12 protein-coding genes are annotated in these 14,495 nt (G+C 65.5%); 6 read left to right on the top strand and 6 right to left on the bottom strand.

Going from position 1 to position 14,495, the window contains the following annotated elements:
• Nucleotides 1–38: 38 nt before the first annotated feature.
• The gene (gene dnaJ / locus PIJ50_RS03280) at nucleotides 39–1,178 is read left to right on the top strand and encodes a molecular chaperone DnaJ (RefSeq protein WP_271972639.1); all 1,140 of its coding nucleotides are present in this window, start codon (nucleotides 39–41) and stop codon (nucleotides 1,176–1,178) included.
• 63 nt (nucleotides 1,179–1,241) lie between these two features.
• A complete protein-coding gene (gene radC / locus PIJ50_RS03275; RefSeq protein WP_271972638.1) occupies nucleotides 1,242–1,988 on the top strand; it encodes a RadC family protein in 747 nt (248 codons plus the stop codon).
• 31 nt (nucleotides 1,989–2,019) lie between these two features.
• Here the strand turns inward: radC and secA are convergent, their stop codons facing one another.
• Nucleotides 2,020–4,725 (bottom strand): preprotein translocase subunit SecA, encoded by a 2,706-nt coding sequence (gene secA / locus PIJ50_RS03270; RefSeq protein ID WP_271972636.1) that lies wholly within the window; start codon nucleotides 4,723–4,725, stop codon nucleotides 2,020–2,022.
• 188 nt (nucleotides 4,726–4,913) lie between these two features.
• On the opposite strand from secA, the gene PIJ50_RS03265 reads away from it, so the two are divergent.
• The 4 genes from PIJ50_RS03265 (at nucleotide 4,914) to PIJ50_RS03250 (ending at nucleotide 7,812) form a co-directional block, all read left to right on the top strand.
• Complete coding sequence (locus tag PIJ50_RS03265; protein WP_271972634.1) at nucleotides 4,914–5,810, top strand: peptidylprolyl isomerase; 897 nt, start codon at nucleotides 4,914–4,916, stop codon at nucleotides 5,808–5,810.
• A gap of 11 nt (nucleotides 5,811–5,821) precedes the next feature.
• Nucleotides 5,822–7,162, top strand: coding sequence for a bifunctional glutamate N-acetyltransferase/amino-acid acetyltransferase ArgJ (gene argJ / locus PIJ50_RS03260; RefSeq protein ID WP_271972632.1), 1,341 nt, complete (start codon nucleotides 5,822–5,824; stop codon nucleotides 7,160–7,162).
• A gap of 2 nt (nucleotides 7,163–7,164) precedes the next feature.
• Nucleotides 7,165–7,557, top strand: a complete 393-nt coding sequence (mutT, locus tag PIJ50_RS03255; RefSeq protein ID WP_442900701.1) for an 8-oxo-dGTP diphosphatase MutT — start codon at nucleotides 7,165–7,167, stop codon at nucleotides 7,555–7,557.
• Between the two features lie 111 nt (nucleotides 7,558–7,668).
• Nucleotides 7,669–7,812, top strand: coding sequence for a hypothetical protein (locus tag PIJ50_RS03250; protein ID WP_271972628.1), 144 nt, complete (start codon nucleotides 7,669–7,671; stop codon nucleotides 7,810–7,812).
• A gap of 276 nt (nucleotides 7,813–8,088) precedes the next feature.
• On the opposite strand, the gene infB is transcribed toward PIJ50_RS03250, so the two are convergent.
• The 5 genes from infB to PIJ50_RS03225 all read right to left on the bottom strand — a co-directional run bounded on the left by infB (nucleotide 8,089) and on the right by PIJ50_RS03225 (nucleotide 14,425).
• On the bottom strand, nucleotides 8,089–10,590 hold the full coding sequence (gene infB, locus PIJ50_RS03245; RefSeq protein WP_271972626.1) for a translation initiation factor IF-2: 2,502 nt from the start codon (nucleotides 10,588–10,590) through the stop codon (nucleotides 8,089–8,091).
• Nucleotides 10,587–11,219: an RNA-binding protein gene (locus tag PIJ50_RS03240; RefSeq protein ID WP_442900698.1), complete on the bottom strand. Its 633-nt coding sequence runs from the start codon at nucleotides 11,217–11,219 to the stop codon at nucleotides 10,587–10,589. The genes infB and PIJ50_RS03240 overlap by 4 nt, the downstream gene beginning before the upstream one ends.
• Nucleotides 11,220–12,827: a transcription termination factor NusA gene (gene nusA / locus PIJ50_RS03235; protein WP_271972624.1), complete on the bottom strand. Its 1,608-nt coding sequence runs from the start codon at nucleotides 12,825–12,827 to the stop codon at nucleotides 11,220–11,222.
• 18 nt (nucleotides 12,828–12,845) lie between these two features.
• Nucleotides 12,846–13,475, bottom strand: coding sequence for a ribosome maturation factor RimP (rimP, locus tag PIJ50_RS03230; protein ID WP_271972623.1), 630 nt, complete (start codon nucleotides 13,473–13,475; stop codon nucleotides 12,846–12,848).
• A 125-nt stretch (nucleotides 13,476–13,600) separates the two neighbouring features.
• The gene (locus tag PIJ50_RS03225) at nucleotides 13,601–14,425 is read right to left on the bottom strand and encodes an ABC transporter permease (RefSeq protein WP_271972621.1); all 825 of its coding nucleotides are present in this window, start codon (nucleotides 14,423–14,425) and stop codon (nucleotides 13,601–13,603) included.
• Between the last annotated feature and the right edge of the window lie 70 nt (nucleotides 14,426–14,495).

Raw genomic sequence — 14,495 nt, 5'->3', positions numbered from 1 at the left:
TCCGGGAACGGGCCGCCTCGCCTCATAGAGGACCCCGAATGGCAAAACGTGACTATTACGATGTGCTTGGTGTCGCCAAGGGCGCTTCGGCCGAGGAGCTGAAGAAGGCCTACCGCACCAAGGCCAAGGAACTGCACCCGGACCGCAACGCGGCCAATCCGGAGGCGGAAGCGCAGTTCAAGGAAGTGAACGAGGCCTATGACGTCCTGAAGGACGCCGACAAGAAGGCGGCCTACGACCGCTTCGGTCATGCGGCCTTTGAAGGCGGCATGGGCGGCCCGCGCCAGGGCGGCGGCTATGGCCAGCAGGGCGATTTTGGATCGGCCTTCTCGGACGTGTTCGAGGATCTGTTCGGCGACTTCATGGGCCGCGGGCAGGCCCGCAGCCGCGTGCAGCGCGGGTCGGACCTGCGCTACAACCTCCGCATCTCGCTGGAAGAGGCGTTCCTCGGGTCGCAGAAGACGATCGACGTGCCATCCTCCACCGCCTGCGACGCCTGCCACGGCACGGGCGCCGAAGGCGGGGCGGAACCCGTAACCTGCCCCACCTGCGCCGGCATGGGCAAGGTGCGCGCGCAGCAGGGCTTCTTCACGGTGGAACGCACCTGCCCGACCTGCAACGGTCTGGGCCAGATCATCAAGAACCCCTGCAAGGTCTGCCACGGCGTCGGTCGGGTGGAAAAGGAACGCTCGCTGTCGGTGAACATCCCCAAGGGGGTGGAAACCGGAACGCGCATCCGTCTGGCGGGCGAGGGGGAGGCCGGTCTGCGCGGCGGACCCTCGGGCGATCTTTACATCTTCATCGAGGTGCGCGAGCACGCGATCTTCCAGCGAGACGGCGTGAACCTGTTCTGCCGGGTGCCGGTGTCGGTGGCGACCGCGGCCTTGGGCGGCGAGGTGGAGGTGCCGACAATCGACGGCGGCATGAGCCGGGTGAAGGTGCCCGCGGGCAGCCAGACCGGCAAGCAGATGCGCCTGCGCGGCAAGGGCATGCCCGCCCTGCGCGGCGCCGGCCAAGGCGACATGCTGATCGAGCTGGCGGTGGAAACCCCGGTGAACCTGACCGCCCGCCAGAAGGAGATCCTGCGGGAGTTCGACACCCTGTCGGCCGACAACAACCCCGAAGGCAAGAGCTTCTTTTCCAAGGTGAAGGGCTTCTGGGACGGGATGAAAAGCTGACGACGGGGGCGCCTTCGGGCGCCCTTAACCTTTTGGTAAGGATGCTGGCGCATCTTCCGGCGCATGAAATCCTTTCACGAAGCCCCGCGCCTGTTCGATGAGGATGAGGCCATCCCCGTGCCGGTCGCGGGCAAGCTGCCGTCCTACATCGCCGATCACCGCAAGCGCCTGCGCGCCCGCTTCATGGAGGGCGGGGCCGTGCCCATGCCCGATTACGAGCTGCTGGAGCTGCTGCTGTTCCGCGCCATCCCCCGGCAGGACGTGAAGCCGCTGGCCCGCCTGCTGCTGGACACGTTCGGCGACCTGAACCGCGTGGTCACCGCCCCGCCGTCCCGGTTGATGATGGTCAAGGGCGTGGGGGAAGCGGTGGTGCAGGACCTGAAGATCCTGGAGGCCGTGGCCCAGCGGATGATGCGCGCGCGCGTCATGCACCGTCCCGTCCTGTCGTCCTGGGACGCGCTGGTCGACTACTGCCACACCGCCATGGCGCACCGCGAGACGGAGCAGTTCCGGGTGCTGTATCTGGACCGCAAGAACGTCCTGATCGCGGACGAGGAGCAGGGCAAGGGCACCGTCGACCACGTTCCCGTCTATCCGCGCGAAGTGATGAAGCGGGCGCTGGAACTCAACGCCTCGGCCATCATCGTGGTGCACAACCACCCTTCGGGGGATCCGACGCCCTCGCAGGCCGACATTTCCATGACCATCCAGATCCAGGATGCGGGGCAGGTGCTGGGCGTGACCCTGCACGACCACCTGATCATCGGGAAAGAGCGGGAACTCTCCTTCCGGTCCGCCGGCTACCTGTGAAAAAGGCGCCCCTCGGGGCGCCTTTGCAAGGTCAGGCCAGACGGCCGTGGCAGTGCTTGAACTTCTCTCCGGACCCGCAGGGGCAGGGGTCGTTCCGGCCCACCTCGCCCCAGACCGACGGGTCGATGTCGTCGGACGGGCCCTGTTCCTGCGTCACCGCCGGCGCTTCCGGCTCCGGATCGGCGGCGGGGGCCTGCTGGATGGTGATGCCGCGTTCCTGCATCATCTGGGCCAGCATCGCCTGACGCTCTTCCTCGGTCAGCGGGCGGATCTGCGACAAACGCTGGGTCACGTCCTGACGCAGGGTTTCCAGCATCGTCTCGAACAGCGAGAAGCCTTCGGTCTTGTACTCCGACAGCGGGTCGCGCTGGGCATAGCCGCGGAAGCCCACCACCGAACGCAGATGCTCCAGCGTCAGCAGGTGTTCGCGCCACTTGGTGTCGATGGCCTGAAGCAGGACCTGCTTTTCGATCATCTTCATCTGCTCGGGGCCGAACTGCGCCAGCTTTTCGGCCATCATCTCGTCCGAGGCGGCGAAGATGCGGTCGCGGATGTCGTTCTGATCCACGCCCTCCTCGGCCGCCCAGGCGGCGATGGGCAGGTCCAGCGTCAGCTTTTCCTGGACAGCCGCGTGCAGGGCCTCGACCTCCCAGCTGTCCGAATAGGATTTCGGCGGCATGTGTTCGTCCACCAGATCCTCGATCACCTGATGACGCATGTCCTGCGCGATCTCCGACAGGTCCTCGGCGGCCATGATCTCCATCCGCTGGCTGAAGATCGCCTTGCGCTGGTCGTTCATTACGTCGTCGAACTTCAGGAGGTTCTTGCGCATGTCGAAGTTGCGGCCTTCGACCTTGGCCTGCGCCTTTTCCAGCGACTTGTTCACCCAGGGGTGCACGATCGCCTCGCCTTCCTTCATGCCCAGCGTCGACAGGACCTTGTCCAGACGCTCGGACCCGAAGATGCGCATCAGGTCGTCTTCCAGAGACAGGAAGAAGGCGGAACGGCCGGGATCGCCCTGACGGCCCGAACGGCCGCGCAGCTGGTTGTCGATCCGGCGGGATTCGTGACGTTCCGTGGCCAGCACGAACAGGCCGCCCGATTCCAGCACGCGGGCCTTTTCCTCGGCGTGCTCCGCCTCGATCCGGGCGCGCAGTGTGTCGGGGTCGGCGTCGGGATCGGCGGCCAGCGCCTCCATCACCTTCATGTCCACGTTGCCGCCCAGCTGGATGTCGGTGCCGCGGCCGGCCATGTTGGTGGCGATGGTGACGGCGCCCAGCTTGCCCGCATCGGCCACGATCTGGGCCTCCTGCTCGTGCTGGCGCGCGTTCAGGACGTTGTGGGCGATGCCTTCGGCCGTCAGCATCTGCGACAGCATCTCGGACTTCTCGATCGACGTGGTGCCGACGAGGATGGGCTGCTGCTTGGCGTGCGCCTCCTTGATGGAGGCGACGACGCCCTGATACTTCTCGCGCGCCGTGCGGAACACCTGGTCATGCTCGTCGGTGCGGTTCACGCCGCGGTTGGTCGGAACCTCGACCACGCCCAGCTTGTAGATCTCCATGAACTCCTCAGCCTCGGTCACGGCCGTGCCGGTCATGCCCGACAGCTTGTCGTAAAGGCGGAAGTAGTTCTGGAAGGTGACGGACGCGAGGGTCACGTTCTCGGGCTGGATCTTGACGCCTTCCTTGGCCTCGATCGCTTGGTGCAGGCCTTCGGACAGGCGGCGGCCCTTCATCATCCGGCCGGTGAATTCGTCGATCAGCATCACTTCTTCATCGCGGACGATGTAGTGCTGATCCTTCTGGTACAGCTTGTGGGCCCGCAGCGCCTGCGTGACGTGGTGCACCAGCGTGGTGCTTTCAGGATCGTAGAGCGATTGGTCCACCGGCAGAAGGCCCACGCGCTTCAGCTCGTCTTCGATGAACTCGTTGCCTTCCTCGGTGAAGGTCACGTTGCGCGTCTTCTCGTCCAGCTTGAAATGCTCGGCCTGGACCGACGGGATCACCTTGTCCACCGCCATGTAAAGGTCGGAACGGTCCTGCGAGGGGCCGGAGATGATCAGCGGCGTCCGCGCCTCGTCGATGAGGATGCTGTCCACCTCGTCGACGATGGCGTAGTTGTGGCCGCGCTGCGCCATGTCCTCGATCGCGTTCTTCATGTTGTCGCGAAGATAGTCGAAGCCCAGTTCGTTGTTGGTGGCATAGGTGATGTCGCAGCGATAGGCGTGCCGCTTCTCGTCCTCGGGCTGGAAGGGATAAACCACGCCCACCGTCAGGCCCAGTTGGCCGTGCACCTTCGACATCCAGGCCGCGTCGCGCTTGGCCAGATAGTCGTTGACCGTCACGACATGGACGCCCTTGCCGGTCAGCGCGTTCAGATAGGCGGGGAAGGTGGACACCAGCGTCTTGCCCTCGCCCGTCTTCATTTCGGCGATGTTGCCCTTGTGCAGGAAGATCCCGCCCATCAGCTGCACGTCATAGGCGCGCAGGCCGATGGCCCGGCGTGCGCCTTCGCGGCAATTGGCAAAGGCTTCGGGCAGAAGGTCATCCAAGCTTTCGCCGGCGCGGGCGCGCCCTTGCAGTTCGGCCGTCTTGTCCTTCAGGCCCTGATCGCTCAGCGCCTTGAACTCCGGCTCCAGCGCGTTGATCTGCGCGACCAGCGGGCGGACCGATTTGACGATGCGGTCGTTGGGGCTGCCAAAGACCACCCGGGCGAGATTTCCGAAACCGAGCATGTTTTCTCCGATGGGCCCCGGATGCGGGGTCTCGTGACAAGATCGTGTGAGGCTGCGGCCTTGCCCGTCTTTTCGCCGCTGCATACAACGGTGTAAAGGCCCGGCGGCCCCGCGCTCGTGCGTGTAGCGATGTAAGGGGCGGCCGAAGCCAAGTCAACGTTGCGCAACCCTGCGCGGCCCAACCGGAGATGACGATGCTGACAAAAACCCTTCTTGGCGCCACGGCGATCGCGCTGGCCCTTGCCGCGCCCACCTTCGCGCAAGAGGCGCAGCCTTCGGCGCCCGCGACGACCGCCACGACCGCGGCCTCCGACGCCAAGGCGGACACCGTGGTGGCCACCGTCAACGGCACCGACATCACGCTGGGCCAGATGCTGGTCCTGCGCCAGCGCCTCCCGGCGCAGTATCAGCAGCTTCCGGACGACCAGCTGTTCAAGGGGGTGCTGGAACAGCTGATCCAGCAGCAGGCGCTGGCCGACACCGTGGCCGACAAGATGACCCCCAAGGACGAGATCGCGATGGAGATCGAGCGTCAGTCCTACCTTGCCGCGAAGGCGCTGGAAGAGCTGGCCGCCGCCGCCGTGACCGACGAGACGCTGCAGGCGGCCTATGACGAAAAATACGCCAATGCCGAGCCGCAGACCGAATACAGCGCCGCCCACATCCTGGTCGCGACCGAGGAAGAGGCCAAGGCCGTGAAGCAACAGCTGGACGACGGCGCGGACTTCGCCGAGGTGGCCAAGGAAAAATCCACCGACAGCGCGGCCCAGAACGGCGGCGACCTTGGCTGGTTCGGTCCCGGCATGATGATCGAGCCGTTCCAGAACGCCGTGGCCGCGATGAAGGTCGGCGAGGTGTCGGAACCGGTGCAGACGCAGTTCGGCTGGCATGTGATCAAGCTGAACGACACGCGCGAGGCCGAGAAGCCCACGCTGGACGACGTCCGCGAGGAGCTGACGCAGGAGATCCAGCAGAAGGCCGTGACCGAGAAGCTGGCCGAGCTTGAAGGCGCCGCCGATGTGGCGCGTCCTGGCGAGGGGCTTGACCCGGCCGTCATTCGCAACGATGCCCTGATCGACAACTGAGGGAGCGCGTCATGGCGAAGACCGACTGGAAGGCCGAAGCGAAAACGCTGAAGAAGAAGCTGAGCAAGGCCAAGGCCAAGCTGGACACCGCACCGGTGGCCAAGCCGGCCAAGGTGAAGACGGTCTCGCCCTTGGCGCCCAAAAACGGATTCCCCGCATTGCCGGACATTGCGGGGGTCGAATTTTCGGCGGTGGAGGCGGGCGTGCGCTATGCCGGCCGCACCGACGTGACCCTGATCCGGCTGGCCGGTGGCACGGCGGTAGCGGGGGCGTTCACCCGCTCCTCCACCCGGTCGGCGTCGGTGCTGGACTGCCAGGCGAAGCTGAAGGTGGACGTGCCGCGGGGGGCGGGGGCCGCGATCCTCGTGAACTCCGGCAACTCCAACGCCTTCACCGGCCGCGCCGGCGTCCGGTCGGTGGAAGCGGTGACGGGGGCCGTCGCCACGGCTTTGGACCTGCCGCAAAGCCGGGTCTTCTCCTCCTCCACCGGCGTCATCGGGGAACCGCTGCCGCATGACCGGATCGTGTCTAGGGTGGACGACCTTGTGAACGGCCTCGACCCCCACGGGATCGAGATGGCGGCTCGCGCCATCATGACGACCGACACCTTCCCCAAGGGCGCCTCGGCCACCGTGCAGGGCGAGGGGGGCGAGATCCGCATCGCGGGCATCGCCAAGGGATCGGGGATGATCGCGCCCGACATGGCGACGATGCTCGTCTACATCTTCACCGACGCCAAGATCGCGCCGGTCCGCCTGCAGGCGATGCTGTCGCGGCAGGTGGAAACCACGTTCAACGCCATCACGGTGGACAGCGACACCTCCACCTCCGACTCGCTGATCCTGGCGGCCACGGGCAAGAGTGCTGCGGCCGAGGTGAAGTCCGGCCCGGTCGCGCAGGCTTTCGAGGCCGCACTGAAGGGCGTGATGCTGGATTTGGCCCAGCAGGTCGTCAAGGACGGCGAAGGGGCCACGAAATTCGTGGAAGTGCGCGTGACCCGCGCCGCCACGCCCGAGGACGCGCATCGCGTGGCCATGGCCATTGCAAATTCGCCGCTGGTGAAGACCGCCATTGCGGGCGAGGATCCGAACTGGGGCCGCATCGTGATGGCGGTGGGCAAATCCGGCGCCTCGGCCGATCGCGACAAGCTGAAGATCAGCTTGGGCGACATGGTTCTGGCGGAAAAGGGATGGCGCAGCCCGTCCTATTCCGAGGAGGAGGCCGCCGCCTACATGAAGGGCGACGAGCTGATCATCACTGTGGATCTGGGTATGGGGCGTGCGGCCCGCACGGTCTGGACCTGCGACCTGACCCATCGCTACATCGACATCAACGCCGACTACCGCTCGTGACGCTGATCCTGGTATCGGCCGTGGCCCTGATCGACGATCGGGGCCACGTGCTTTTGGCGCAGCGCCCCGAAGGCAAGTCCATGGCGGGCCTGTGGGAGTTCCCCGGTGGTAAGGTGGAGGCGGGGGAGACCCCCGAAGCCGCCCTTGTGCGCGAGCTGGCGGAGGAGTTGGGCATCACGGTGGCGGAGGCCGATCTGGAGCCCCTGACCTTTGCCAGCCACGGGTACGAGCGGTTTCACCTGCTGATGCCCGTCTACGCCTGCCGAAGGTGGACGGGGGAAGTGCAGGGGCGTGAGGGCCAGAGCCTCGCCTGGGTTCCGGGCGAAGAGATGGCGCAATACCCCATGCCGCCCGCGGATCTGCCCTTGTTGCCGGCCATTATCGCGCGTCTGTAACAGGAAGATCACAATCCTGCCAGCAAGCGGGCATTTGCTCACTTTCGTTGATGAAATTTTAACGAGTTCAGGTATGAATGGATCCATGGGGCAAGCCAGAGGGGATTCAGCATGCTGCGTACCATCACTATCGGAAGCTGCATTTCGGTGCAGGGCACGTTCGTCGGCAACACGACGGATGGCAAAATCATCGTCAGCGTCGGCGACAAGCAATTCGTCGGTCGACCGGTCGCTGGGGCTGCCGTCGCAGCCTGATCGCTGCACGGACGCCAAAAAGAAACCGGGCCTTGTGCCCGGTTTTTTCATGCCCTGAAGGTGGCGGAGGCAGAACTGGGCAAGACCTGATCTTGCCTTGGGGATGAGACAGACAGTACGGCAAGGCCACTTCGATGTCCGGAAGATACCGCGCAAACAAGGCGGGCGGGGGACGCAATTTCCTCTCCAGAAGCGGCAAGAACGACATCGGTCGCAGGAACTTGGTTTTGCACGCCTTAAAGAAAAAGCCGGGCGCAGGGCCCGGCTTTCTCATGTTCAGTCCAGCTTGCGGACGACTTCTTCCCGCTCGAAGATCTCGATCACGTCGCCGGCGCGGACATCCTCGTAGCGTTCGAACGCCATCCCGCATTCCTGGCCCGAGATGACTTCCTTCACCTCGTCCTTGAAGCGCTTCAGCGTCTTCAGCGTGCCTTCGTGGATGACCACGTTGTCGCGCAGCAGACGCACGCCCGCCGAACGACGCGCCACACCTTCGGTGACGAGGCAACCGGCGACCATGCCCACGCCGGTGACCTTGAAGGTCTCCTTGATGGTGGCATAGCCGATGAAGTGCTCGCGGATCTCGTTCTTCAGGAGGCCCGAAGCCGCGGCTTTGATGTCGTCGACCAGATCGTAGATGATCGAGTAGTACCGGATCTCCACGCCCTTCTGGTGGGCCGAGTTCCGCGCCGAGGCGTTGGCCCGGACGTTGAACCCGATGATCGGGGCGTTGGAGGCTTCGGCCAGACCCACATCCGAATCGGTGATCGCACCGACGCCGGAGTGAAGAACGCGCACGCGGACCTCGTCGTTGCCGACCTTTTCCAGCGCCTGCACGATTGCCTCGGCCGAACCCTGAACGTCGGCCTTCACCAGCACCGGCAGTTCGGCCACGTCCTTGTCGGCCTTGGCCTTCGCCATCAGCTGTTCCAGCGTGGTCGCAGCACCGGCGGCGGCGCGTTTGTCCTTGGCGGCGTTCTCGCGGTAGGACGCGATCTCGCGCGCCTGCGCTTCGGTTTCCACCACGTTCAGCACGTCGCCGGCACGCGGGGTGCCGTCCAGGCCCAGAACCTCGACCGGAACCGACGGACCTGCCTCGTTCACGCGCTCGCCCTTGTCGTTGATCAGCGCGCGGACCTTGCCCCACTGCTCGCCCACGACGAAGATGTCGCCGCGCTTCAGCGTGCCGTTCTGCACCAGAACCGTCGCGACGGGGCCACGGCCGACGTCCAGCTGCGCCTCGATCACGGCGCCGGAGGCAGCGCGGTCGGGGTTGGCCGTCAGCTCCAGAATCTCGGCCTGAAGGGCGATGGCTTCCAGCAGGTTGTCGAGGCCCTGGCCCGTCTTGGCCGAAACCTCCACGTCCTGAACCTCGCCCGACATGGCTTCCACGACCACTTCGTGCTGAAGCAGGTCGGTGCGGACCTTGGTCGGGTTGGCACCCGGCTTGTCGACCTTGTTGATGGCGACGATCATCGGCACTTTGGCGGCCTTGGCGTGGTTGATCGCCTCCACCGTCTGCGGCATGACCGCGTCGTCGGCCGCAACCACCAGCACCACGATGTCCGTCACATGCGCGCCACGGGCCCGCATGGAGGTGAACGCCGCGTGGCCGGGGGTGTCGAGGAAGGTCAGCAGCGTGCCGCTTTCCGTCTTCACCTGATAGGCGCCGATGTGCTGCGTGATGCCGCCGGCTTCGCCGGACACCACGTTCGCCTTGCGCAGGGCGTCCAGAAGCGAGGTCTTGCCGTGGTCCACGTGGCCCATGATCGTGATGACCGGGGCGCGCGTCTGCAGATCCTCGGACTTGTCGCCGACCTGCTGGATCACCTGTTCCACGTCCGAGTCAGACACGCGGACGGCGCGGTGGCCGAATTCCTCGATCACCAGCTCGGCGGTGTCGGCGTCGATCGGCTGGTTCATCGTGACCATCATGCCCATCTTCATGAGCGATTTGACCACGTCCGCGGCCCGTTCGGCCATGCGGTTCGCCAGTTCCGACACCACAATGGTTTCGGGAATTCGCACGTCGCGGACCTGCTTTTCAGGCCGCACGTTGCCCATCATCTTCTGACGGGCCTTTTCCTGCTTCCGCTTCATCGCGGCCAGCGAACGCGTGCGTCCGCCTTCGCCCGACAAGGCGTCGTTCAGGGTCAGCTTGCCGCCGCGGCGGTTGTCTTCGCGACCCTTGCCGACGCGATCGCGGTCCTCGCGCTCACGCTCCGCCTTGCGGGGGGTGGCGACGCCGGGACGGGCGGAGGCCGGGGCGGGGCCGGGCTGCATGGCCTGACGGGGCGCCGGGGCGTCCGCTTCGGCGCGCTTGGCGGATTCGGCACGGCGGGCGTCGGCATCGGCCAGCGCCTTGAGACGTTCCTCTTCCTCGGCCTTGGCCTTCAGCGCTTCCTGACGCTCGCGCTCCTCGCGCTCGCGGGCCTCGATCTCGTCGCGGCGGCGCTGGCGTTCTTCCTCGCGCTGACGCTCCTCGGCGGCCCGACGCTCGGCGTCCTCGGCCTCGCGGGATTTCGCCAGCTTCAGGGCGTTGAGACGGCGTTCCATCTCGGCATCGGTGATGCCGGCAGGGCGCTTGGACGGGTCGCCCAGACGCTGGCTTCCGCCAGCGGCCGACCCCGAAGCGGCCGGCTTCGGCACGACAACGCGCTTGCGCTTCGTTTCCACCAGAACGCTTTTCGTCCGGCCATGGCTGAAGCTCTGCTTCACGGACCCCGAACGCGGGGCGCCACCCAGGCCGAGGGGTTTCTTACCGTCTGTATCGCTCATGCGTCTTTCGTATCCCTTCCGGCGGGCCTGCCGCCGATATTTCCGCGAAGCCCGGCGAGTCTTGCCGCTTCCTCTACAACACGTGTTGTGAGTCCACCAGCCGCAAGCGCGCCGTGTATCGCATGTTCACGTCCGAAAGCCAAACCCAATTCCTGGGCCGTCAGGCAGCCTATGAACGTCTCCTTGCCGCCCGGAGGGTGCAGCTTCGACTTGCCGCGTTCCGAGCCGTCGCTGGCCTGGACAAGAACCTGCGCCTTGTCCTTGGTCAGCCAGTCCTTCACCTTCTCGTAGCCCGTCACGGCCCGGCCCGCCTTGCGGGTCAGGCTGATCAGGTCCACCACGCGCCGGGCCACCTGGGCGTCGACCATGTCGGCCAGACCCTCGGGCACTTTCACCGGCTGGCGGGCGGCGCGGGCGAACAGCCCCTTCGTCGCCGCCTTCTCGATCGCCTTGCGGTCGGCCGAGACATAGAAACCGCGCCCCGGCAGACGCCCGAGCACGTCGGGCACCACCTGCGCGTCGGGGCCGAGGCCGAACCGGATCAGCCCCGCCTTCGGGCCGCTGGTGCCCGTTACGATGCATTTCCGTTCGGGGTCGTCCCGCATGTCGTCCCGGCCGCCGCGCGTCATTTACGCCTCTTCGTCTTCCTCTTCGGCCTCGTCCTCCGAAGCCTCCAGTTCCGTCGGATCGACCCAGCCCAGCATCACGCGGGCGGTCATCACCATGGTCTGCGCGTCTTCCAGCGACACGCCGAACGATTCCAGCACGCCGTCATCCTTCACGCGCTTGCCGTCCTGGGTCGTCCAGCCGCCGGCCAGTTCCCAGTCCGCGCAGGTGGCGAAGTCTTCCAGCGTCTTGATGCCGTCCTTGGCCAGGGCCTCAACCATCTGCGGCGTCAGCCCCTCGAACTCGATCAGGCTTTCTTCCACGCCCAGGCCACGGGCCGTTTCCAGCGCCTTGACGTTGGCCGCTTCCAGATGGTCGCGGGCACGGGCCTGAAGTTCGGAGGCCGTCCCCTCGTCGAAGCCATCGATGGACAGAAGCTCGTCCATCTCCACGTAGGCGACTTCTTCCAAGTTCGTGAACCCCTCCGACACAAGGAGTTGGGCCATCATCTCGTCGATATCAAGAACCTCGGTGAAGAGATTCGTGCGTTCGTTGAATTCGGCCTGACGGCGCGCGCTCTCGTCGCTCTCGGTCACGATGTCGATGTCGAGCGCGGTCAGCTGGCTGGCCAGACGCACGTTCTGCCCGCGACGGCCAATGGCCAGCGAAAGCTGCTCGTCCGGAACCACGACCTCGATCTTGCCGGCATCGTCGTCGATCACGACCTTGGAGACCTCGGCCGGCTGCAGCGCGTTCACGAGGAACGTTGCCTGATCCTCGTTCCAGGGGATGATGTCGATCTTCTCGCCCTGCAGTTCGTTCACCACGGCCTGAACGCGGCTGCCGCGCATGCCGACGCAGGCACCCACCGGGTCGATGGAGTTGTCGTAGGAGATCACGGCGATCTTCGCGCGCGAACCCGGGTCGCGGGCCACGGCCTTGATCTCGATGATGTTGTCGTAGATCTCCGGCACTTCCATCTTGAACAGCTCTGCCATGAACTGCGGGTCGGTGCGCGACAGGAAGACCTGGGGTCCCCGCGGCTCGCGGCGGACGTCCTTGATGTAGCAGCGGATGCGGTCGTTCGGACGGTAGCTTTCGCGGCCGATCTTCTCGTTCCGGCGCAGGATGGCCTCGCCGCGACCGATGTCGACGATGATGTTGCCGTATTCCTCGCGCTTGACCAGACCGTTGATGATCGTGCCCTTGCGGTCCTTGAACTCGTCGAACTGGCGGTCGCGCTCGGCCTCGCGGACCTTCTGCAGGATCACCTGCTTGGCCGACTGCGCGGCGATGCGGCCCAGATCGACCGGCGGCACCTCGTCCGTGACCTCGTCGCCGACCTGCGGGTCGGGCAGGTAGGACTTGGCCTGCTTCACCGTCAGGTGGGCGTGGTGATTCTCGAATTCTTCATCGGCGACGACCGTGCGGACGCGCGCGAAGGTGGCGCGGCCCGTCTTGCGGTCGATCTTCACGCGGATGTCCAGTTCGGCGCCGTAACGCGACTTCGCGGCCCGGGCGAGGCTGTCTTCCATCGCCTGGATCACCAGGTCGGGGTCGATCATCTTTTCACGCGCCACCGCCTCGGCGGTCTGCAAAAGTTCAAGCTGGTTGGCTGAGGTGATCGCCATGTCAGAAGGCCTTTCGGGTCAGTGCCGGGTAGGGGGGGTGTCGGAGGAATCCTCGTCCTCGTCGCCCGCGTCGTCGGAATCGGTGGTCTGGACTTCGTCGAAGTCGGCTTCGTTGAACACGCCGCTGGCCTTCTTCTGGCGCAGCATCTCGGCGATCAGCTCGTCCGTCAGGATCAGCTTGGCGTCCGACAGCCAGTCGAACTCCAGCCCGATGGTCAGCATCTCGCCGGATTCCTCGATCTCGATCAGGATCTCGGTGCCTTCGGTGCCGCGCAGGAAGCCCTTGAAGCGGCGGCGCCCGTCGATCAGTTCGATCGTCTCCACGCGCGCCTCGTAGTCGGCCCACATGTCGAAGTCCTTCAGCCGGGTCAGCGGACGGTCGATGCCGGGCGAGGACACTTCAAGGACGTAGTTGTCCTCGACCGGGTCCTCCACGTCCAGAACGGCCGACACGGCGGTGGAGATCTGGGCGCAGTCGTCGACGTCGATCCCGCCTTCGGGGCGGTCGGCCATGATCTGCAGCACGCGGGTGCGGCCGCCCATCAGGCGGATGCGGACCAGTTCGAACCCCAGTCCTTCGATCGTGGGGGTCACGATGTCGGCGAGGCGCCGGTCGATGGCGGTCTTGGCAATGAGGTCGGTGGTCATGAGGGTTCCAGAAACAAAAAAGCGGGCCCGAGCGGCCCGCATATTCATCCGGTGGAGCGCCGGGTTTGGACACCGACACGCCGCTATGAAGGCTCATATAGCCCGGATTGCGCCCCGGCGCAAGGTCAGGTGCGCTGGTTCCAGCTGGCCGAGGCGTAATTGCGGGTGTAGAAGATGCCCATCAACCCAATCATGAAGAAGACCAGCGTCACGATCAGCGGATAGGTGATGTTCGTGTTGCGCGGCAGGTAGTTCAGGAAGATGAACCCGCGGTTCTGGTCGATGATGTGGAACAGCGGGTTCCAGTCGAACATCGACAGCATCATCGCCGGGAGGGAGTTAGCGAGGAACATCTTGCCCGAGGCGATCATGTTGATGCGCTGATAAAGGGTCACGATCATGCCCACGGTGCGCGGCGCCCAAGGCATGAAGGCATAGGCCACCATCCCGATCGCGACGCCGCTGCCCCAGGCCAGAAGGAACATCCCCATCATCCCCTGCCAGTCGTCGATGTGGATGGGATGCACGGCCGCGTGATAGATATACAGAACGACCGTCGCCGACAGAAGCTGCACGTAAAGCTGCGACAGCGCGGCCGCCAGGATCGCCACTACGGGATTCATCGGCGAGTGCTTCATCATCTGCGACGTCATCCCCTCGGCCCGGGACACGGCGGCCATGGTCTGTGTGTGGGTGATGAACAGGAAGATGCCCGACATCACGTACAGGATGAAGTCGCCCCGGATCGCGCCGCCCTTCAGCCCCGACAGCGACATCAGCACCGTGAAGGCCGTGACCATCATGATCGTGCCCAGCATGTTCATCAGCAGGCCAACGATCGCATTGCCCGACCCCTTGCGGATGTGGCGGACGGTGGCGTGGAACACCACCTCGCCCGTGCGCAGGATGGCGGAGAAGGCGGAACGGCGGTTCAGTTCGATCTGGAACATGGCGTCCCCTTCCATGGGTGTCCGGCGGAAAGCTTGCCGAAGGCGTCGCGCTTGATGATAAGGGGTGCGG

Origin of the sequence: Falsirhodobacter sp. 20TX0035 (assembly GCF_028307215.1) — a bacterium.
Lineage (GTDB): Bacteria > Pseudomonadota > Alphaproteobacteria > Rhodobacterales > Rhodobacteraceae > Falsirhodobacter.
This window is presented reverse-complemented; position numbering and strand designations above follow the sequence as displayed.